This is a genomic window from Acidovorax sp. DW039 (assembly GCF_037101375.1).
In the GTDB taxonomy this organism is placed as follows: Bacteria; Pseudomonadota; Gammaproteobacteria; order Burkholderiales; family Burkholderiaceae_C; genus Acidovorax.
This window is the reverse complement of the sequence record NZ_AP029019.1, coordinates 833,595-854,323: the sequence shown is the minus strand read 5'-3', so window position 1 is coordinate 854,323 and position 20,729 is coordinate 833,595. Positions and strand designations below refer to the sequence as shown.

Sequence of the window (20,729 nt, the reverse complement as noted above, 5' to 3'; positions counted from 1 at the left end):
CTCATAGCGGCGTCACAGGTGCTTCGCCCGCCAGGTGGCGGCGGGCGTTTTCCATGAAGCGATCCACCGAGTTCTGCACCGCTTCGGGCGACCAGCCCGCCACATGGGGGGTGAGCACCACGTTGTCCAGGTCCAGCAGCTCGGCCGGGGGCGCAGGTTCGCTCTCATACACGTCCAGCCCCGCTGCGGCAATGCGGCCTTCGCGCAGCGCGGCGGCCAGGGCGGCTGTGTCGATGACGCTGCCACGCGCAATGTTGACCACCACGCCGCGTGGGCCCAGCGCGTTCAGCACGGCGGCGTTGACCAGATGCTTGGTGCCAGCGCCGCCGGGCGTGGCGATGACGAGAAAGTCTGCCCACTCGGCCAGCGCTGCCACCTCGGCAAAGTAGCGGTAGGGCACATCGGTGCGTGCGCTGCGGTTGTGGTAACCCACCTCGATCTCGAAGCCCAGCGCGCGCTGCGCAATCTTCTTACCGATGGTGCCCAGGCCAATGATGCCCAGGCGCTTGTGCGACACGTTGGGTGGCAGCGGCAGCGCCGTGCGCCACACACCGGCCCGCGTGGCCTTGTCCAGCGGCAGGATGCGGCGCTGCGCCGCAATCAGCAGGCCCCAGGTGTGGTCGGCCACGCAGTCGTCGTTGGTGCCCGCACCGGTGGCCACCACGATGCCACGCGCCTTGGCGTGGTCTACCGCCACGTTTTCATAACCAGCACCCAGCACGCAGATCAGCGTGAGGGCAGGCAGCGCATCGATCTGCGCGGGGGACAAACCAATGGCCCCAATGGTGAGCGCCACCCGCACGCGGGGCCCGTGCTGGGCAATGGCGGCTGCGGCCGATGGCGCATCGGCCGCGTAGATGACTTCAAACACCTCGGCCATCTGGGCACGGTGTTCTTCCGACAGGAAAGTAAGGGCAAGCAGGACAGGCTTCATGGTTTTTAACGTTCTAAAACAGTGGAATCAGGCGGCACCATCGCTTTGTTGCAAGGCCCACATGTTCGCGTAACGGCCCCCTCGGGCCAACAGCTGGGCATGGGTGCCGCGCTCGATGATGCGCCCCGCATCCATGACCAGAATCTCGTGCGCGTCCACCACCGTGGAGAGGCGGTGCGCAATCAGCAGCGTGGTCTTGTTCTGCGCGGCGCTTTGCAGCTCGGCCTGGATGGCACGTTCGTTGGCCGAATCCAGCGCGCTGGTGGCTTCGTCAAAGATGAGGATGGGCGGGTTCTTGAGCAGCGTGCGCGCAATGGCCACGCGCTGCTTTTCACCGCCCGAGAGCTTGAGTCCCCGCTCGCCCACCATGGTGGCGTAGCCCTTGGGCGTGGCGGCGATGAAGTCGTGGATGCGCGCGGCGCTGGCGGCGGCCTCCACCTCTTGCTGCGTGGCACCCGTGCGGCCATAGGCAATGTTATAGGCCACGGTGTCATTGAAGAGCACCGTGTCTTGCGGCACGATGCCAATGGCCTGCCGCACGCTGGATTGCGTCACGCTGCGAATCTCTTGCCCCGCAATGGTGATGCGGCCCTGCTGGATGTCGTAGAAGCGGAAGAGCAGCCGCGCCAGCGTGGACTTGCCCGAGCCGGAGGGCCCCACCACCGCCACCGTCTTGCCAGCAGGGATTTCAAAGCTCACGCCTTGCAGAATGGGTCGCGCAGGGTCGTAGGCAAAGTGCACGTTCTCAAACCGCACGGTGGGCTGGTCCAGCCCCTGCAGCGGCTGCGCGCCGGGGGCATCGGCCACCTCGCGCTCCTTGTCCATCAGCACGAACATCTTGTCCAGATCCGTGAGGCTCTGCTTGATCTCGCGGTAGATCACGCCCAGGAAGTTGAGCGGGATGTACAACTGGATCATGAAGGCATTGACCATGACCAGATCACCCAGCGTCATACGCCCATCGACCACGCCCTGCGTAGCGCGCCACAGCATGGCCACCAGCCCCACGGCAATGATGAACTGCTGGCCCGCGTTGAGCATGGACAGCGTGGTCTGGCTCTTGAGGCGCGCCAGCCGCAGGCGTTCCAGGCTTTCATCGTAACGGCGGGCCTCAAAGGCCTCGTTGTTGAAGTATTTGACGGTCTCGTAGTTCAGCAGCGAATCCACCGCCTTGGTGTGCGCGGCCGAATCGAACTCGTTGGCCTCACGGCGAAAACGGGTGCGCCACTCCGTCACCCACACGGTAAAGCCGATGTAGACCACCAGCGCGGTGATGGTGATCCAGGCAAACCACACATCGAACTTGAGCGCCAGCACCGTGAGCACCAGCGCCACTTCGACCAGCGTGGCCACCACGTTGAACAGGGTGTAGGAGATGAGCGACTCGATACCGCGCACGCCGCGCTCGATGTCACGCGTCATGCCGCCGGTCTGCCGCTCCAGATGAAAGCGCAAAGACAGAGCATGCAGATGCTCAAAGGTCTGCAGGGCAATCGACCGGGCCGCCCCCTGCGTGGCTTTGGCAAAGACCAGTTCGCGCAGCTCGGTGAACAGCGAGGTGGACAGCCGCAACCCGCCATACGCCAGCAGGAGCCCCACGGGCACCACCAGAAGCGCGGTGGGGCTGCTGGCAGAAATGTCCATCGTGTCCACCAGCGTCTTGAGCAGCACGGGCACGCCGACATTGGCCAGCTTGGCCCCGATCATGAAAACGATGGCACCCACCACGCGCCACTTGTATTGCCACAGATAGGGCAACAGGCGCTGGACCGTGCTCCAGTCCGAAGGAGGCGGCGTGGCAGGGGAAGCGGTGGTGGCAGGGGGAGAATGTGGGGGGGCGGAGTCGCCACGTTGGCGCATGGGGGACAATCCTGATTGTTGTTATCTCGTGATTGTGCCCATGTCTGCTTCTTTCAGCCCGCCACCCGCCGCATTGCCCTCCGAGCACGAGCTGGTGCTCAAAGTCATCCCCATGCCTGGCGACTGCAACGCCAACGGCGACATTTTCGGCGGCTGGGTCATGGCCCAGGTGGATCTGGCGGGCTCCGTACTACCCGCGCGCTACGTACAAGGCCGCATGGCCACCGTGGCGGTCAATGAATTCATCTTCAAGCAGCCGGTGCGCGTGGGCGACATCCTCTCGTTCTTCTCCCACATCACCCGCGTGGGCAACACCTCGGTCACTGTGCAGGTGGAGGTGTATGCCGAACGCTTTTCAGACCAGGGGCGCTATGTGAAGGTGACCGAGGCCACGCTGACCTATGTGGCAATCGACAGCAACGGTCGCCCCCGGCCATTGCCCAAGCCAACGCAGGCTTGAACTCGCTTGCGGGTGCCATGCCCGCAAGAAGCAACTCAGGCAGCCATGGCCGTGGGCTCTGCCCGCACCGGTTGCACGGCGACGGTGCTGCGCGATGCGCTGCCCCCGGAGAATCCGGCCTCGATTTCACCGGCCAGCTGGCCGCCCTCTTCCACCACCAGCTTGCCGTAGCGGATCTTGCCGTTCACTTTGCCTGTGCTGTAGATCACGAGCTTCTGGCGCACGGTCAGGGTGCCACTGAATTCGCCGTGAATTTCGGCAATGTCGATTTCTGCCGAGCCCTTGAAGGCACCACTCTCCGCAATCTGGATGACCCGCGAGTCCATCGTGGCCTCGACCATGCCCTCCACCACCAGGGTGTCACAGTCGGTGATCTCCACACCCTTGAGCTTGATGTTCGGGCCTACGGTGAGCTTGCTGCCACTGCCTTCCGGTGCTGCCGATGGCGCAGGACGATTGCCCGTGAGGCCACCGCCAGTTGCCGCAGCGGGTGCGCCCCCCAGGGGATTGGGGGTGCTGCCCAGCACCGATGAAGCCGAGGTGGAGTTGGCATTGCGAGCGAAGGACTCGGGTTCACGCTTGCCGAAGAAGGGGTTTTGCACAGCCATCGGATCTCCTTGAAAAGGGGCGATCCTAGGTTTTCGTGCCGCCAAAAGATGCCATCGTTACGCAAGAACCGTAACCAAACGGTTCCTGCGTTGCATGCGCTTGCAAGCCTTGCAGCACCACACCCCATGGGCGGGGCCGGATGCACAATTTACGAAACGATATACGCCGCAGCGCCCGCGGACATGAGCTGCCCGTCGGGCCCGTAAAACTCCATGCGCGTGGAGGCCACGCGTGAGCCCAGACGCAGCACTTCGGCCCGCAATTCAAAGTGGCTGCCAATGCCGGGGCGCAGGTAGTCAATGCGCAGGTCAATCGTGCCCAGCTTGGCAAAACGGTGCAGGCGCTGCTCAGGCGGCTCATCCATGTGCTTGGCACCGATGGCGGCCATCACCGCCAGCCCGCCCATGGCATCCAGCCCCGCGCTGATCACGCCGCCGTGGATGCGGTTGTACGCGTAGTGCCCCACCAGCTCAGGCCGCATGTCGATACGCGCCACCGCCTGCTGCGGGGCGATGCTGACCACCTTGAGCCCCAGCAGTTGGTTGAAGACGATCTTGTCTTCAAAAATGGAGGTGAGCCCGGCGATGAACTCGGGCTCGAACGCGATGGCGGCGGAAGGGGCAGACGGAGCGGACATGGACATCCTTGGAACTGCGGCGGGCCATCCGCCATGAATACTATTATTTTGATAGCTACCAGCGCTTATCAACCGAGCGCTGGAGGTTTATTTCATCAAAATCATTCGCAGCGTCTTTGGCGTTGCGGGGACCGAATCTGTGAACTTCACACATCCGTTCGGGCTGAGCCTGTTGAAGCCTTGCACGACGCTTCGACAGGCTCAGCTTGAACGGCTCATGGGACTCACGCCAGCACCAGACTTCAGACTTTGCTGAAGTCTGGATGTCTTTTGACGAAAGACTTCCGCACCGCTTCGCAGTGCGCGCTGGCTGCGCCAGCTCCAGACTTCAGACTTTGCTGAAGTCTGGATGTCTTTTCTCCATAAACGCGCCGAATGCTTCGCGGGCGGCGGGTTCGCGCAGCATGCGGCCAAAGCTGGCGCCTTCTTCGGCCATCACGGCGGCGATCTGGGGCAGTTGGTGCTTCTTCATCAGGCGCTTGGTTTCGATGAGCGAAGACAAAGGCTTGGCCGCCAGCTTTTTAGCCTGGGCTTGCGCCACGCCGTTGCATTCGGTGGGGGGCACCACGCGGTTGACCAGGCCCACTTCCAGGGCGGCTTCGGCGAAGAAGGGTTCGCCCAGCAGCAAGGCCTCTGCGGCGCGGTGGTAGCCCAGCATTTGCGGCACAAGCAGGCTGGATGCCGCCTCGGGGCACAGGCCCAGGTTGACGAAGGGCATGGAGAACGCCGCGTTGTCGCCCGCGTAGACCAGGTCGCAATGGAACAACATCGTGGTACCGATGCCCACGGCCGGGCCGCAGACCGATGCGATCACAGGCTTGGGGAAGGCAGCCAGACGGTGCAGAAAGCGGAACACGGGCGAGTCTTGCGCAGCAGGGGGCTGCTGCAGAAAGTCGCCAATGTCGTTGCCCGCGCTGAAGATGGCGGCATCGCCCTGGAACACCACCACGCGCACGCTTGCGTCCTGCTCTGCAGCGGTCAGCGCGTCGGCCATGGCGGCGTACATGGTGGTGGTGATGGAGTTCTTCTTGCTCACCCGGTTGAAGGTGATGGTCGTGACACCGGCTTCGGTGTGGACAAGGATGTCTTGGGTGGATTCAGTCATGGGCGCGAATGGTAAGGACGTTGGGTAGTGATAGAGGACAGTAACGTTCAGATGTGAAGGCCAACCGAGTGATCCGCCTGCCGCACCGGCGCGGGCTATTCCTTGTAATACACGATCTGGTGGCTGGTGGCGAGCATGGTGCCCGCCTCGTTCCACAGCTGCACGGTCTGGTCAAAAAAGCCGTGGCGAAACTCCTGCCCGCGGGCCTGGCCCAGCAGGTAGCCGGTGCCGGTCTGCGCCAGCTGCTCGCTGCTGGCATGAAAGTACACCGTGATCGACACCGTGCCCGCAGGCACCAGATGCGCCCGGCGCAGCCAGACGCGGGGAAAGAACAGATCGGCCAGCGCCGCCAGCGCACAAAAGTCCAGAGGCCGTGCGGGCGCATCGCGCATCCACAGCTGCGACAGGCTGTGGTCACCCAGCTGGCCGTTCCACTGCGCGGGCAGCGTGCCAGAGATGGGGCGCATCTCGTAGCGGTGCAGCCACGCCATCGCTCCTTGGTCCAGAGGCCGGATAGCGCAGTCTGCCGGGGCAGGCACCGTGGGCATGGGCACATCGCCCGCGCTCCAGGTGTCGCGGCGCACGGCGGTGACGGCGGTGGCGGTTGTGGTCACCACCGGAGCGCCGTCGGCATCGGCCTGCAGGATGGACAGCGTCCAGTGCTGCGTGGATCGGTTGGTGCGCACCGGCGTGGCCTGCACGGTGAAGGCCCCGGCCGTCAGGGCCCCCGCGTAGTTCACGGTGAGCGAGAGAGGATCGCCCAGCCGGTCGGGGTGCTGCATCACGGCCTGCAGCAGCGTGGCCGCCGTCACGCCACCAAACGGCCCCACCATGTTCCAGTAACCGGGATGGGTCTGGCCCGTGTACTCACCGGGTGAAGAAGACGTCAGCGCAAGCGCCTCGTCCAAGGGGTGCAAGGAAGAAGTCATGCCTCAAGTGTGCCGTGGATTGGGGAACGAAAGCGTCAAACCGGCGACTGGCGCGCGCCCAACCCCTCAGCCCCCAGGCCCGCCAGTGCAGCGGCTGCGCGTGGCCACAGGCTTTGGCGAAACTGGTCGCGGAAGAAGCCGAAGTGCCCAATGCGCGGCACCTGCAGCTCGGCAGGCGTGATGCGCTCCACGCGGCGCTCCGTGTGCGTGTACAGGTTGACGAGATTGTGCGTGCCGCGCAGCGTCATCAACTCATCGTCGGCCATCGACAGCGCCAACACCGGAAAGCGCACCGCACCGTAGCTTTGCGCCACAGCAGGCCCTTCAGCCCCCACGCTGTAGGCCGGGTGCAGGCACCAGCGGCGCCACTGCAAGATCACGCCCGCTGGCAAGTCGCCCACCTTCTTGAGCGCACGCCCCGGAAAATACCCGCACAGCCGCGTGGCCAGCGGCACCAGCACCCACCAAAAGTAGGGAACGATGCGTTTGAGCTGCGGCGCGTTGTCGCGCCAATACCCGCTGCCCGCCGCCACGCTGAGCAGCCCATCGACCTGCTCAGGCCGTGTGAGCAACCCCGGCAACTGCGCGCCCAGGCTGTGCCCCAACAGGTACAGGGGCTGGGCAGGCAACGCCGCCTTGGCGGCCGTGATGACCGCTTCGTAGTCCTGCGCCCAGTCAAACAAATCGGCCTTCACATCGCGCATCGCGCCTTGCAGCGAATCGCCATGGCCCCGGTAGTCAAAGGTGGTGACACGAAACCCCTGCTGCGCCATCCACCGCGCAAAGGCCTCATAAAACGACTGCCGCACCCCCATGGCCCCGCCAATCACGACGCTGGCGCGCGCAGCGCCCTCGGGCTCATAGACACGCAGCGCCAGCGCCACTGCGCCGGTGCCACCGTAGACCTGCAAGGTTTGCTTGTTCATGTCGGTCTCCTTGGTTCACACCGATCTGCGCCGGCTTGAAAAGAAAACGATGCGCCCGGTCTTCACACACCCCGCCCGCCAGGGCGTAGCGAGCGGGATGAGCTGCTAGGCGGACGGAGCGCAGGAACCGGAACGTACTTGCCTAGTACGTGAGGATTCCGAGCACCGCCCAACGACGCAGATCGCCCGCTCGGTAGCCTCACACCGCCTCAAAGATGCCGGCGGCGCCTTGGCCCATGCCTACACACATCGTGACCATCCCATACTTGAGCTTGTTGCGCCGCAAGGCATGCACCACGGTGGCCGAGCGGATGGCCCCTGTGGCCCCCAGCGGGTGGCCCAATGCAATCGCGCCGCCCATGGGGTTGACCTTGGCGGGGTCCATGCCCAGCGTGTTCATCACCGCCAGCGACTGCGCTGCAAACGCTTCGTTCAGCTCAAACCAGTCGATGTCCTGCTGATTCAAGCCCGCGTAGCGCAGCGCCGCTGGAATGGCTTCGATCGGCCCGATACCCATGATGTGCGGAGGCACGCCCTTGGAGGCGTAGCTCACGAAACGCGCCAGGGGCGTGAGGCCGAAGCGCTGCACCGCCGATTCGCTGGCCAGGATCAGCGCGCCTGCGCCGTCGCTGGTCTGCGAGCTGTTGCCCGCCGTCACGCTGCCGCGTGCCGCAAAAACGGTCTTGAGCTTGGCCAGGCCTTCCAGGCTGGTGTCGGGGCGTGCGCCTTCGTCCAGATTCACGGTGCGGGTCTTGGCGATGGTTTCGCCGGTTTCCAGGTTGGCTGTGCGGTCGGTCACTTCGATGGGGGTGATCTCGTCGGCAAAGTAACCGGCTTGCTGCGCAGCCAGGGCTTTCTGATGCGACTGCAATGCAAACTGATCCTGCGCTTCGCGGCTCACCTTCCACTGCTGTGCCACCTTCTCGGCCGTGAGGCCCATGCCGTAGGCAATGCCCACGTCGCCATCGCGCTCGAAGATGCTGGGCGACAGGCTGGGGCTGTTGCCCATCATGGGCACCATACTCATGCTCTCCACACCGGCAGCGATCATCACCTCGGCCTCGCCCACGCGAATGCGGTCGGCCGCCATTTGCACGGCCGACAGGCCTGATGCGCAAAAGCGGTTGACGGTGATGCCGCCCACGCTGGTGGGCAGGCCCGCCAGTACGGCACCAATGCGCGCCACGTTCAGGCCTTGCTGCGCTTCAGGGATGGCACAGCCGCAGATGATGTCTTCGATGGCAGCGGGATCGAGCCCTGGCGCTGCAGCCAGCGCCGCCTTCAGCGTGGTGGCCAGCAGGTCGTCAGGCCGGGTGTTGCGGAAGTAGCCGCGGTGCGACCGCCCGATGGGCGTGCGCGTGGCGGCAACGATGTAGGCTTCCTGGACTTGTTTGGCCATGGGATAACTCCTTCAATTCTTGGCGGGGCGGCTGGCTGGAACCCAGGCCCACGTAAATGCACATTCGACCGGCTGCACGCCTGCGTCGTCGGTCAAGGTGACCTGAACCTGAACTTCCCCCTTGTCGCTGGCCTGCATGGCCTCGCGTTGCAGGGGCGTGAGCGTGGCAATGGCCTTGAGGCCACCCGTGGCGCGCTTTCTGAACGCCATGCCCAGCTCCTTGGCCAGCGGCGTGCAGTCGTCACGCACGTTCATGCCCACCACCATGCCGGTGGCGGTTTCGGCCAGCAGGTTCATGGCCGAGGCATGCACGCCGCCAATGTGGTTCTGCACCCGGCGCTCGTTGGCCAGGCGCACCTCCACCCGCTCAGGCGTCAGCGACACAAACTGCACCCCGGCCGTGCCGGTAAAGGGCACCGCACGGCGCAGGATGATGTTCTGCACAAAGCCGCGCATGAAGGCTGGGGCTTCGTCCAGGCGCATCAGCGATCGTTGCAGTCGGTTGGGGGCTTGCTCGCTCATGTCAGGTTGAGCCATCAGTTGCGAACAGGTTTGCCGGTGGACAGCATGCCCAGGATGCGCTCCTGCGTCTTGGGGTGCTCGATGAGTGCGCAGAACGCCTTGCGCTCCAGCGTCATCAGGTACTCCTCGCTCACCAGCGTGCCAGCGTCCACGTCACCACCGCACACCACTTCGGCAATCAGGCTGGCGATGTGGAAGTCGTGCTGGCTGATGAAGCCACCGTCCTTCATGTTGACCAGCGATCCCTTGATGGTGGCAATGCCGCTGCGGCCCGCGACCGGGAACAAACGCTTGTGCGGTGCGCGCCAGCCGCCGTTGGCCATGGCCTTGGCTTCGTTGATGGCCACGTACAGCAGCTCATCCTTGTGAGGCACGATGACGTCGGACTCCAGCAGGTAGCCCAGCTTGCGCGATTCGAGGGCGCTGGTGCCCACCTTGGCCATGGCGGCCGATGTGAAGCCTTCGGTCAGGAAGGGCAACAGGTCCTTGCCCGTCGACGTGGCAGCGTTCTCGGCGGCGCGGCGGGCGATGTAGGTCAGGCCACCGGCACCGGGCACCAGCCCCACGCCGACTTCAACCAGGCCGATGTAGCTTTCCATATGCGCCACGCGGCGTGCCGAGTAAATGGCCAGTTCGCAGCCACCGCCCAGCGCCAGCCCGCGGATGGCGGACACCACAGGCACGTTGGCGTAGCGGATGCGCAGCATGGTGTTCTGCAGCTCTTGCTCGGCCCCTTCGATGGCGCTCACACCAGCCACCATGAAGGCGGGCAGCATGGCCTGCAGATCGGCACCGGCGCTGAAGGGTTCGTCGCCCGACCAGATCACGACACCGGCGTAGTCCTTCTCGGCCATGTCCACCGCCAGGGCCAGGCCTTCAGCCACATCGGGGCTGATGGCGTGCATCTTGGTCTTGATGCTGGCGATGACGATCCCGCTACCAGAGGGGCGATCTTCGGCCTCATCGAGCGTCCACAGGCGAATGCTGTCGTCCTCGTGCAGGGTCTTGCCCGCGGTCTTGTAGTCGGGCAGCGATTCGCCCAGCAGCCTTTCAGGGAAATGCTGCTTTGCGTAGACTGGCAGAGCGCGGCGCGCTACAAATTTCTGAGCAGATGCACTCCATGAGCCCTGCGCGGTGTGCACGCCACCGGCTTCGGCCACCGGGCCTTTGAACACCCACTCTGGCAGCGGAGCCTTGCACAGGGCCTTGCCAGCGTCGATGTCTTCCTGAATCATCTGGGCCACGTCCAGCCAGCCCGCCTCTTGCCACAGCTCGAAGGGGCCTTGCTTCATGCCGAAGCCCCAGCGCATGGCCTGGTCCACGTCGCGGGCGTTGTCGGCAATCGTGCCCAGGTGCACCGCAGCGTAATGGAAGCTGTTGCGCAAAATGGCCCACAGGAACTGGCCTTGCGCCCCCTCGGCGTTGCGCAGCAGCTTCAGGCGCTCGGCGGCAGGCTTTTTGAGCATGCGGCCATACACCTCGTCGGCCTTCTGGCCGCCGGGCACGTACTCTTCGGCCTCCAGATCGAAGCGCAGCACATCGCGGCCGACCTTCTTGTAAAAACCGGCCTTGGTCTTCTGGCCCAGGTTCCCCAGCTCCAGCAGCTTTTTCAGCACGGCGGGCGTTTCAAAGCTGCCGTAGAACGGGTCGCTCTTTTCGTCGAGGTTGTCCTGCAGCGTCTTGATCACGTGGGCCATGGTGTCCAGGCCCACCACGTCGGCGGTGCGGAAGGTGCCGCTCGATGCACGGCCCAGCTTCTTGCCCGTGAGGTCGTCCACCACATCAAAGGTCAGGCCGAAGTTCTCGACTTCCTTCATCGTGGACAGCATGCCTGCGATGCCCACGCGGTTGGCCACGAAGTTGGGCGTGTCGTGTGCACGCACCACGCCCTTGCCCAGGCCGCTGGTGACAAAGGCTTCGAGCTGGTCGAGCACCTCGGGGGCGGTGGTGGGCGTGTTGATCAGCTCCACCAGCACCATGTAGCGCGGAGGGTTGAAGAAGTGGATGCCGCAAAAGCGCGGCTTGATGCTCTCGGGCAGCGCCTCGCTGAGCTTGGTGATGGACAGGCCCGAGGTGTTGGACGCCACGATGGCGTGCTTGGCCACGTGGAGGGCGATTTTGGTGTACAGGTCCAGCTTCCAGTCCATGCGCTCGGCAATGGCCTCGATCACGAGGTCGCATTCCTTGAGCAGGTGCATGTGTTCTTCGTAGTTGGCCTGCTGGATCAGCGCCGCATCGTCGGCCACGCCCAGCGGGGCGGGCTTGAGCTTCTTGAGGCCTTCAACGGCCTTGGTGACGATGCCGTTCTTGGGGCCTTCCTTCGCCGGAAGGTCAAACAGCACCACGGGCACTTTCACATTGACGAGGTGGGCGGCGATCTGCGCGCCCATCACGCCTGCGCCGAGCACGGCGACTTTTTTCACTTGAAATCGAGACATGGGTTCTTCCTCCGGGAAGAAGGCCTGCCCTGGGCAGACCTGTTGAGTGGCAGGCGCAACCCCACACGGGCTGCGCAGCGTTTATGAATGCACTGTGGCGGCTGCGAGGCAGGGCCTATTGCAGGCGAATCCACGTTTGCGTGCGGCCGAAGGGGCCGATGGAGCCGCGCACCTCCAGCTTTTTGCCGCCCTCGATGGGGGTGAGGCGCAGCGTGTAGTTGCGGCCGTTCTCGGGGTCGAGAATCTTGCCGCCCTCCCACACGTCCTTGCCTTCGGCCTTGGTGGCACCGCGGATGATCTCCAGCCCCAGCACAGGCTTGTCCTTGCGGTCGTCGGTGCATTCCTTGCACACATCCTCGGGTTTGGCGTCTTTGGTGAGGCGCTTTTCCAGCACCCCCAGCAGCACGCCCGACCCGGTATCACGGATGCGGATTTCCGCCTTGGCCTCGCCCGTCTTGTCGTCCACGCTGCGCCACAGGCCTTCGGGCGTCATCTGCGCCCAGGCCGGGATGGAACTTGCTACCAAAACAATAGCTGCTACCGCTTTAAACATGAGCGCTCCAGGCAAAAATATTCAGAATGCACCGCAGGGCACAGGCATCAGGCCAGGGCCAGATCCGTGTCCATCAACACCTTGCTGCCTGCACGGGCCGTACGCATCAGCGTCGCGGTCTCGGGGAACAGCTTGGCGAAGTAAAAGCGTGCGGTCTGCAGCTTGGCGCCGTAGAACGGATCGGTATTGCCGGCAGCGATTTCACGCAGAGCCACCTGGGCCATGCGGGCAAACATGTAGCCAAACACCAGGTGCCCCGCCACGCGCAGGTAATCCACAGCGGCTGCGCCCACTTCGTCAGGGTTTTGCAGGCCCTTGAATCCGATCTCGGTGGTGAACTTGGTCATCTGCTCGCCCAGGTAGGCGATGGGGTTGATGAACTCGGCCATCTTTTCGTTGACGCCTTCTTCCTCCACCAGCTTGCCCACCAGCTTGCCGAACTTCTTGAGCGTGGCACCGTTGTTGCCCAGAATCTTGCGGCCCAGCAGGTCCAGCGACTGCACAGTGTTCGTGCCTTCGTAGATCATGTTGATGCGGTTGTCACGCACATACTGCTCCATGCCCCATTCCTTGATGAAGCCATGGCCGCCAAAGACTTGCATGCACGCGTTGGTAGCCACATGGCCGTTGTCGGTGATGAAGGCTTTGACGATGGGGGTGAGCAGGGCCACCATTTCTTCGGAATCGGCGCGCACCTTTTCGTCGGGATGGCTGTGGGCCTTGTCCAGCAGCAGGGTGCAGAAGATCTGCAGGGCACGGGCACCTTCGGCATACGCCTTGGCGGTGAGCAGCATCTTGCGCACATCGGGGTGCACGATGATGGGGTCTGCGTCCTTGTCCTTGGCCTTGGTGCCGCTCAGGGAGCGCATCTGGATTCGGTCCTTGGCATAGGCCAGCGCGTTCTGGTAGGCCACTTCGGTCAGGCCGAGCGACTGGTTGCCCACGCCCAGACGGGCGGCGTTCATCATCACAAACATTGCTGCCAGGCCCTTGTGCGGCTGGCCGACCAGGGAGCCAATGGCACCGTCCAGCGCGATCTGCGCGGTGGCGTTGCCGTGGATGCCCATCTTGTGCTCCAGGCCTGTGCAGTAGATGGGGTTGCGTTCGCCCAGGCTGCCATCGGCATTGACCTTGTACTTGGGCACGACGAACAGGCTGATGCCCTTGCTGCCCTTGGGCGCATCGGGCAGGCGTGCCAGCACCAGGTGCACGATGTTGGAGGCCATGCTGTGTTCACCGGCGCTGATGAAAATCTTGTTGCCGGTGAGCTTGTAGGTGCCGTCTGCCAGAGGCTCCGCCTTGGTGCGCAGCAGGCCCAGGTCAGTGCCGCAATGGGGTTCGGTCAGGCACATGGTGCCGGTCCACTCGCCGCTGGTCAGCTTGGGCAGGTACAGCTTCTTCTGTTCGTCAGTGCCGTGGGCGTGCAGGGCTTCGTAGGCACCGTGGCTGAGGCCGGGGTACATGGTCCACGCCTGGTTGGCCGAGTTCATCATCTCGTACAGGCACTGGTTCACCACAAAGGGCAGACCCTGGCCGCCGTAGGCGGGGTCGCAGCTCAGCGCCGCCCAGCCGCCTTCCACGTACTTGTCGTAGGCTTCCTTGAAGCCGGTAGGGGTCTTGACCTCGTGGGTGGTCTTGTCGAGCACGCAACCTTCGGTGTCGCCACTAATGTTGAGGGGGAAGATCACTTCCGCAGCAAACTTGCCTGCCTCTTCAATCACGGCGTTGACGGTGTCCACATCCACCTCGGCATGCTGGGGCATGGCCTTGAATTCATCGGTGACCTTGAAGACTTCGTGCATCACGAATTGCATGTCGCGCAGCGGGGGCGTGTAGGTAGGCATCGGATTACTCCTTGGAGGTGGTCGTAGTTGGAACGGAAACTTTGCGGCGCGCCGCTGCGGGGCGGTGCGCGGAAGGTGCGGAGGCGGATGCAGGCCGCGAGGCAGCAGGCGCAGCCGAGGCAGCGTCTTGCGCGCTGTAGCGCTGCAGGATGTTCTGGAAGCCCATCACGGCACGGTCGATGGAACCCATGTTCTGCAAAAAGCGGGCTTCGTAGTGCAGCGCGAGGATGAGCCCGTGGATTTCGAACAGCATCTGCTCTTCGTTGGTATCGGCACGCAGCTCGCCGCACTCCTTGCACTGCTCGATGGCGCGGCGCATGGCGGCGTGCCAGGTCATGACCGAGCTGGCCAGCGCATCGCGCACGGGGCCGGTGCGGTCATCAAACTCCACCGCGCCGCTGATGTAGATGCAGCCCGAGTCAATTTCGACGGAGGTGCGTTTCATCCAGTTGTCAAACAGCGCCCGCAGACGGGCAATGCCACGCGGCGCTGACATAGCGGGATAGAACACCTCCTGCTCGAAGCGGGTGTGGTATTCGCGGATCACGGAAATCTGCAGCTCTTCGCGCGAGCCAAAGTGGGCAAAAACGCCCGACTTGCTCATGCCGGTGATGTCCGCCAGCGCGCCGATGGACAGCCCTTCCAGCCCGATGTGTGTGGCCAGACCCAGGGCCGCTTCCACAATGGTGGCCTTGGTCTGCTGGCCTTTTTGCATGGCACGGCCAGAGGGTGCCCGGCTGGAAGCGGCGCGGGGGGTAGAAGCGGCAGAAGACTCGGAGGAAGCAGACATGCGTGCAAATAAAAACGAACGTTCGTTCTATTTTGCAGCATTTTTGATCTGAAGCGAAAGCCCCAGCAAAAAAAAGAGATAACAACGAAAGCCTGTTGCAGCGCTGCCACCTGCGAGACAGCGCAACGGTCCGTGTGGCGCAGTGTATCGATGCCCTTTGGCGACAACAGCAGGGTAAACGCGGGCTCCACACTCCCTGCAATGCGCGCCCCAAGCAAAAAAGCCCTGCACACGACGGTGTGCAGGGCTTTACAGCAAGACCAGGGGCGGCGCACACAAAGCGCCGCCGGCCAGAGATCAATGCAGCATGAGCGCCAGGCTGGCTTCCATGTGCTCGGTAGGCATGCGGCGGAAGCCCGATCGCGCAAAGCGCTGCAGCCGTCCCAGAGCAAAAGACGTCAGCATGCTGGCCTGCACCTGGGCTTGTACGGTGGGGGTTTCGGACGACTGGGAGGCGGGGCGCAGGCACTGGCGCAAGGACGACTCAATGCGGTCAAAGAACTGGTTCATGCGCTGCTGCAGGCGCTCGTTTTCAAACACCAGTGCATCACCCACCATGACCCGCACCATGCCCGGGTTGCGTTCTCCGAACTGCAGCACCAGGGCCACGATGCGGCCAGCCTGGCGCAAGCCTACCTCCACACTCTGGTCTGGAGGCGGCACATCCCGCCCAACGATTTGCTGGACCAGCGTGAAGATCGACTGCTCGATGAAATCAATGAGCCCCTCGAACATCTGGGCCTTGCTGGCGAAGTGGCGGTACAGAGCGGCTTCGCTGACTGACAGCCGGGCTGCCAGGGCGGCCGTGGTGATGCGCTCGGCCCCCGGCTGCTCCAGCATGGCGGCCAGGGCCTGCAGGATCTGCACCCGGCGCTCGCCCGGCTTGGGGCGCTTGCGGGTGACCGGAGCTTCGTCAGCGTCCACGGTATCAGCAGAATCGATCAGGGGCGAGGTATCAGACATGCGCAAACAAATGAGGAGAAGGGCCGATAGGGTAAGGCACGCGCATCCGGCAAGCCAGCGCCAGCGCAGATCCGCAAAGGGCTTTTGCGGGTGTGCAGGCGAAATGCGTGCAGCAGATCAAAGGAGTGCTCAAGACCCTTGCGAACCGGCTGAACAGTGGCTCTGGCACGCGCCAGGGGGCATTCAGAGGGTGGGCAACTACTTGGGTCAGGTGCCGATCCAGCGATCTGTATCTAAATGATTCTCGCACACAAGCACTTTCCAGTTTGCAAATGGTTTGCAAAACATTCTTTCCGCGGCCCGGCATTCCCCGCTTCATGCGGGAAAGACGACCGTCACCCGCAGTCCTTTTCCGTGCGCCCCCGCCCCCAGCGTGAGGTGGGCGCGGTGCACATGGCTGATCTCGTCGGCAATGGCCAGCCCCAAACCCGTGCCTTCGCCTGCCGTGCCGGGCACGCGGTAAAAGCGCTGCATCACGCGGGTGTGCTCTGCCTCGGGCACGCCGGGGCCATCGTCCTCCACCTCCAGGTACACCCGTGGCGGGCCAGAAGCCCCCTGGCGCATGCCGCATCGCATGGTGACGACCCCGCCAGGCGGTGTGTATTTGATGGCGTTGTCCACCAGGTTCGACATCAACTCCCGCAGCAGCCAGCCGTGGCCGGTGACGTGCACGGGCTGCACCTCCAGCCCCAGATCCAGCCCCTTGCCGGTGGCGGCATCCAGAAAACTCTCCAGCAGCGTTTCACACAAATCTTTCAAGTCCACCCGCTGGGGCGGCTGTGCATCGAGGCTGCGCGAGTCCGCGCGCGACAGCGCCAGCAACTGGTGCGCGAGCTGGGAGGTGCGGCGCGTGGCATTGCGCAGCTTCTCAATCTGATCCGCTCTCAAAACAATAGCGCCTTGCGGCTTGTTCATGGGCGCTGGCATGCTTTTTTCCTCATAGCGCTCTGGCTCATGCGCGAGAGCGCCGGAGGCCTTGGCCATCATGGCCCAGGCCTCCACCTGGGCCTGCAGGCCGGCCAGCGGCGTGCGCAGCTGGTGGGCAGCATCGGCCACAAAGCGCCGCTGCCCTTCGGCCTGCGCATTCACCAGGGCAAAAAGACGGTTGAGGGAATGCACCAGCGGACGCACCTCTGTGGGCGAGGCGGCCTCGTCTATCGGGCTCAGGTCGCGGGGTGAGCGGTGTTCCACCGCCTCTGCCAGATCCACCAAAGGTTTGAAGGCCCGGCCTACTGCCCAATGAATGGCCAGCGCAGCTGCAGCCACCAGCACCAGATTGGGCAGCAACACCCGCAACAGCAGCTGCTGGGCCCACTGCTGACGGGGGTCGGACCCATCGGCTATCGCCACCACCAGCTCGCCCGCCCCGGTGCGCCCCCGCTGCACCGCCACGCGGTAGGTGACGCCGCCATGCTCCAGGCTGTGAAACTCCGGCTGCGCGGTGGTGGGCACCACGCTGACCACCCAGTCATCCCCCAGCAGCAATTTGCCATCGCCATCGCGCACGCTGTAGCCGGAGTAGCCAGGGTTTTGGCGCAGGAAGTCTTCGATGGGAGGCGCCAGCAGCAGCAAGGGCGGCTGGTTGTCATGAATGGAAGGCGCAACCACCGAATCTGACAACGCCGGTAGCAGCCGCAGCAAGCGCTGGTCGTGCCGACTGGCGGCGTCGTCGGCAGAGCGGTAGTCCATCCAGACCCCGACGAGAGCCAGCAGGCACAGGGGCAGAACCAGCAACAGCAGCAGCCGGTTGCGCAGATCGGATGTCATGCCGCCCAGCCCAGGCCGGGCCAACACGTGGCGCAAGCGGTGAACTACAGACATAGACGTCCCCCACCGCGGCGCACTACTTTGAATGCAGAGCCCCCTGCCAGGGCTGGAGAGTGATGCATCACGCAGCTGCGCGGCACGTCAGCCCGCGGCCAGTTCCAGCCGGTATCCAAAACCCCGGATGGAGCGCAGCGCCACACCGTAAGGCTCCAGCTTGCCACGCAGGCGGGACACGTAGACCTCGACCGCATTGGGCGTGATTTCCTTGTCCCAGCCGGTCAGCGCCTGCAGCAGCTTGTCCTTGCTGGCGGGCTTGGGGGCGTGGATCAGCAGGTACTCCAACACCGTCCACTCGCGTGGGCCGAGTTCAATCGAGTGTTCAGCCCCACCCATCCGGGCACAGGCGCGCCGCCCGGCTGTGTCCAACTCCAGCGGACCAAACGTCAGCACCGCAGTGCTGGCCGCCTGCGAACGGCGCAGCAGCGCACGCAGCCGCGCCAGAAGTTCCGGCAGCTCAAAGGGCTTGACCATGTAATCGTCTGCCCCCAGATCGAGCCCCTGCACGCGGTCGTGCAGGGCGTCGCGCGCCGTGAGAATCAGCACCGGCATGCCGCGGCTGGGCATGTCAGGCCGCCGGAGCCTGCGCGTCAGCTCCAGGCCGTCCATGGCGGGCAAGCCAATGTCGATGATGGCGGCGTCAAACGACTCGCTGCGCAGCACCTCTTCTGCCCTTTCGCCACTACCCACCCAGTCCACGGCATAGCCTGCATCGGTGAGCCCCAGCTTGATGCCGCTGGCCACCATCACATCGTCTTCGACCAGAAGCAGGCGCATATCACTCCCCCTCTGCGCCACATACGGCCCACAGCCGATGCAACTGGCGTGGCGCAGGCCATTGCCACCATGGAACTGGCTTTGCCAGGCCCCCAGTGGCGCGCACCTCCCGCGCAGCGAGAGAGGGGGAAGACGCGAAGCGGCTCAGGGGGTGCATCTCAATGGCTGCGGATCATGGTGCCGTAGGCCTGATCGGTCAGGATTTCCAGCAGCATGGCATGCGGCACACGGCCGTCAATGATGTGCACAGCGTTGACACCTGCCTTGGCCGCATCCAACGCGCCTGCAATCTTGGGCAGCATGCCGCCAGAGATAGTGCCGTCGGCAAACAGTTCGTCGATGCGGCGCGCGGTCAGGTCGGTCAGCAGGTTGCCAGCCTTGTCCAGCACGCCGGGGGTGTTGGTCAGCAACACCAGCTTTTCCGCCTTGAGCACCTCTGCCAGCTTGCTGGCCACCACGTCGGCGTTGATGTTGTAGCTTTCGTTGTTCTCGCCAAAGCCAATGGGGCTGATGACGGGGATGAACGCATCGTCCTGCAGCGCCTTCACCACGCTGGGGTCGATGGAAACGATGTCGCCCACCTGCCCCACATCGTGCTCAATACTGGGGTCCTTGTTGTCAATCATCTTGAGCTTGCGGGCCCGGATCATGCCGCCGTCGCGCCCAGTCAGGCCCACAGCCTTGCCGCCTGCCTGATTGATCAGGCCCACGATGTCCTGCTGCACTTCACCGGCCAGCACCCATTCGACCACTTCCATGGTTTCGGCATCGGTCACGCGCATGCCCTGGATGAACTGGCCCTTCTTGCCCAGACGGTTCAGCGCGGTTTCGATCTGGGGGCCACCGCCGTGCACCACCACCGGATTCATGCCCACCAGCTTGAGCAGAACCACGTCCTCTGCAAAGTCAGCCTGCAGGGCCGGGTCGGTCATGGCGTTGCCGCCGTACTTGATCACCATGGTCTTGCCATGGAACTTGCGGATATAGGGCAGCGCCTGGGCCAGAATTTCAGCCTTGTCGCGGGGTGCAATCGAAAGAAGGTCGGTCATGGAGGCGTGCCATCCGGTGAAAAAACAATGAGGCGCAAATTGTGCCGCATTCGCGCCGGTTTTCCGCTCAAAGCCGCCCCCATACGTGGGCGGAGTCCTTCACTCTTAGCGACTTGCCAGCCAGTAAGCCAGCCCAATCAACGCCAACACCACACCCAACCAGCCTAAAAGCAGCCACCGCCACAGCAAGGGAGCACGGCGCATTTCCAGAAACACCTGGATAACCAGCGAGCCTTTCACCAACGTGAGCAGCATGAGCACCGCCATCCCCAAGCCGGACGGAAGGAGCCCACCGGTCTCACCGATGAGGCTGGTGGCACCCGTAGCCAACAGGAGCATGACCCAGGCAAGATCGAGTTGGCGGTTTTCAGACATAAAGACTCCGCTGTGCCCATCGCTCAATGGACTACATAGACCAGCGGAAACAGCACGATCCACAGCAGATCCACCATGTGCCAAAAGGCTGCACCCGTTTCCATGGCGTGCATGTCGTGCGGTCCATAAGCTCCCGCCCTGAGGCGCAGCCACAGGTAAGCCAGCGCCAGCATGGCCACCACCACGTGCAGGAAGTGAAACGCCGTGAGCATCAGATACAGCGTGTAGAAAGTGTTGGAGGTCAGATCGATCCCCTCGCTCAACTTGCCTGCGTATTCCGCCAGCTTGACCACGACAAAGCCGCAGCCGCACAGCAGTGCCACCAACAACCATCGAGCGCCGGTGCGGCGCCTGCCCACGCGTACCCCATGCACGGCACGCGCCACACACCAGCTTCCCGTGATGAGCAGCACCGTATTGAGCGCACCAGAGTGAAGGTCCAACGTTGCCTGCCCCGCGTTGAACAGCGCGACTTCGCGCACTCGGGCAAATGCGAAGGCAACAAACAGGATCCCAAACGTCAGCAGTTCTGCCAGGATGATGAGCCAAACGCCCAAATCGCCCCGCAAGCGCGTCGCTGGCGGCCGGGGCGACGGAAAGCTGGCTGATGCGGAAGGTGACATGGGCAATTTACTCTCTGCACAGATGTGGCCCCCTACGAAGCCCAAAGACCCTGATGACGACCTGAGCTGAGGGTGGGCAGCAACGCAGGCTGTGGGTATCATACACAAAGAT

General features: G+C 63.8%; 20 protein-coding genes. 1 reads left to right on the top strand and 19 read right to left on the bottom strand.

Translation table 11 applies throughout. From position 1 onward, the window contains the following. Window position 1 precedes the first annotated feature (1 nt). Both AACH87_RS03870 and AACH87_RS03865 read right to left on the bottom strand, forming a co-directional pair. Window positions 2–934 carry a 2-hydroxyacid dehydrogenase gene (locus AACH87_RS03870; RefSeq protein WP_338797414.1) on the bottom strand — a complete coding sequence of 311 codons (933 nt, stop codon included), beginning with the start codon at window positions 932–934 and terminating at the stop codon, window positions 2–4. Between the two features lie 27 nt (window positions 935–961). Next, window positions 962–2,794, bottom strand: a complete 1,833-nt coding sequence (locus tag AACH87_RS03865) for an ABC transporter ATP-binding protein/permease (RefSeq protein WP_338797413.1) — start codon at window positions 2,792–2,794, stop codon at window positions 962–964. 40 nt (window positions 2,795–2,834) lie between these two features. Here AACH87_RS03865 and AACH87_RS03860 point away from each other — a divergent pair, with 40 nt between their 5' ends. Continuing rightward, a complete protein-coding gene (locus AACH87_RS03860) occupies window positions 2,835–3,254 on the top strand; it encodes an acyl-CoA thioesterase (RefSeq protein ID WP_338797412.1) in 420 nt (139 codons plus the stop codon). 35 nt (window positions 3,255–3,289) lie between these two features. Here AACH87_RS03860 and AACH87_RS03855 read toward each other — a convergent pair whose 3' ends face one another. The 17 genes from AACH87_RS03855 to AACH87_RS03775 form a co-directional block, all read right to left on the bottom strand. Beyond that, the gene (locus tag AACH87_RS03855) at window positions 3,290–3,862 is read right to left on the bottom strand and encodes a polymer-forming cytoskeletal protein (protein WP_338797411.1); all 573 of its coding nucleotides are present in this window, start codon (window positions 3,860–3,862) and stop codon (window positions 3,290–3,292) included. Between the two features lie 149 nt (window positions 3,863–4,011). Then, the gene (locus AACH87_RS03850) at window positions 4,012–4,500 is read right to left on the bottom strand and encodes a thioesterase family protein (protein WP_338797410.1); all 489 of its coding nucleotides are present in this window, start codon (window positions 4,498–4,500) and stop codon (window positions 4,012–4,014) included. Between the two features lie 328 nt (window positions 4,501–4,828). After that, entirely contained in the window at window positions 4,829–5,605 is a 777-nt protein-coding gene (locus AACH87_RS03845) for an enoyl-CoA hydratase (protein WP_338797409.1), read from the bottom strand. Between the two features lie 95 nt (window positions 5,606–5,700). After that, complete coding sequence (locus AACH87_RS03840) at window positions 5,701–6,534, bottom strand: thioesterase family protein (RefSeq protein WP_338797408.1); 834 nt, start codon at window positions 6,532–6,534, stop codon at window positions 5,701–5,703. 35 nt (window positions 6,535–6,569) lie between these two features. After that, window positions 6,570–7,460: an alpha/beta fold hydrolase gene (locus AACH87_RS03835; protein WP_338797407.1), complete on the bottom strand. Its 891-nt coding sequence runs from the start codon at window positions 7,458–7,460 to the stop codon at window positions 6,570–6,572. A gap of 199 nt (window positions 7,461–7,659) precedes the next feature. After that, window positions 7,660–8,859 (bottom strand): acetyl-CoA C-acyltransferase, encoded by a 1,200-nt coding sequence (locus AACH87_RS03830; RefSeq protein ID WP_338797406.1) that lies wholly within the window; start codon window positions 8,857–8,859, stop codon window positions 7,660–7,662. A gap of 12 nt (window positions 8,860–8,871) precedes the next feature. After that, entirely contained in the window at window positions 8,872–9,381 is a 510-nt protein-coding gene (locus AACH87_RS03825) for a DUF4442 domain-containing protein (protein ID WP_338798844.1), read from the bottom strand. A gap of 14 nt (window positions 9,382–9,395) precedes the next feature. Next, entirely contained in the window at window positions 9,396–11,819 is a 2,424-nt protein-coding gene (locus AACH87_RS03820; RefSeq protein ID WP_338797405.1) for a 3-hydroxyacyl-CoA dehydrogenase NAD-binding domain-containing protein, read from the bottom strand. Between the two features lie 115 nt (window positions 11,820–11,934). Next, window positions 11,935–12,372, bottom strand: coding sequence for a DUF2147 domain-containing protein (locus AACH87_RS03815; protein WP_338797404.1), 438 nt, complete (start codon window positions 12,370–12,372; stop codon window positions 11,935–11,937). A gap of 47 nt (window positions 12,373–12,419) precedes the next feature. Further along, on the bottom strand, window positions 12,420–14,216 hold the full coding sequence (locus AACH87_RS03810; protein ID WP_338797403.1) for an acyl-CoA dehydrogenase C-terminal domain-containing protein: 1,797 nt from the start codon (window positions 14,214–14,216) through the stop codon (window positions 12,420–12,422). A 4-nt stretch (window positions 14,217–14,220) separates the two neighbouring features. Then, window positions 14,221–15,006 carry a TetR/AcrR family transcriptional regulator gene (locus tag AACH87_RS03805; protein ID WP_338797402.1) on the bottom strand — a complete coding sequence of 262 codons (786 nt, stop codon included), beginning with the start codon at window positions 15,004–15,006 and terminating at the stop codon, window positions 14,221–14,223. Between the two features lie 297 nt (window positions 15,007–15,303). Then, on the bottom strand, window positions 15,304–15,969 hold the full coding sequence (gene slmA, locus AACH87_RS03800) for a nucleoid occlusion factor SlmA (protein ID WP_338797401.1): 666 nt from the start codon (window positions 15,967–15,969) through the stop codon (window positions 15,304–15,306). Between the two features lie 315 nt (window positions 15,970–16,284). Next, on the bottom strand, window positions 16,285–17,736 hold the full coding sequence (locus AACH87_RS03795) for an ATP-binding protein (RefSeq protein ID WP_338798843.1): 1,452 nt from the start codon (window positions 17,734–17,736) through the stop codon (window positions 16,285–16,287). 141 nt (window positions 17,737–17,877) lie between these two features. After that, on the bottom strand, window positions 17,878–18,570 hold the full coding sequence (locus AACH87_RS03790; protein ID WP_338797400.1) for a response regulator transcription factor: 693 nt from the start codon (window positions 18,568–18,570) through the stop codon (window positions 17,878–17,880). Between the two features lie 158 nt (window positions 18,571–18,728). Next, complete coding sequence (gene argB / locus AACH87_RS03785) at window positions 18,729–19,619, bottom strand: acetylglutamate kinase (protein ID WP_338797399.1); 891 nt, start codon at window positions 19,617–19,619, stop codon at window positions 18,729–18,731. Between the two features lie 105 nt (window positions 19,620–19,724). Next, window positions 19,725–19,994 (bottom strand): cytochrome C oxidase subunit IV family protein, encoded by a 270-nt coding sequence (locus tag AACH87_RS03780; protein WP_338797398.1) that lies wholly within the window; start codon window positions 19,992–19,994, stop codon window positions 19,725–19,727. A gap of 23 nt (window positions 19,995–20,017) precedes the next feature. Next, on the bottom strand, window positions 20,018–20,617 hold the full coding sequence (locus AACH87_RS03775; protein WP_338797396.1) for a cytochrome c oxidase subunit 3 family protein: 600 nt from the start codon (window positions 20,615–20,617) through the stop codon (window positions 20,018–20,020). Window positions 20,618–20,729: the final 112 nt, after the last annotated feature.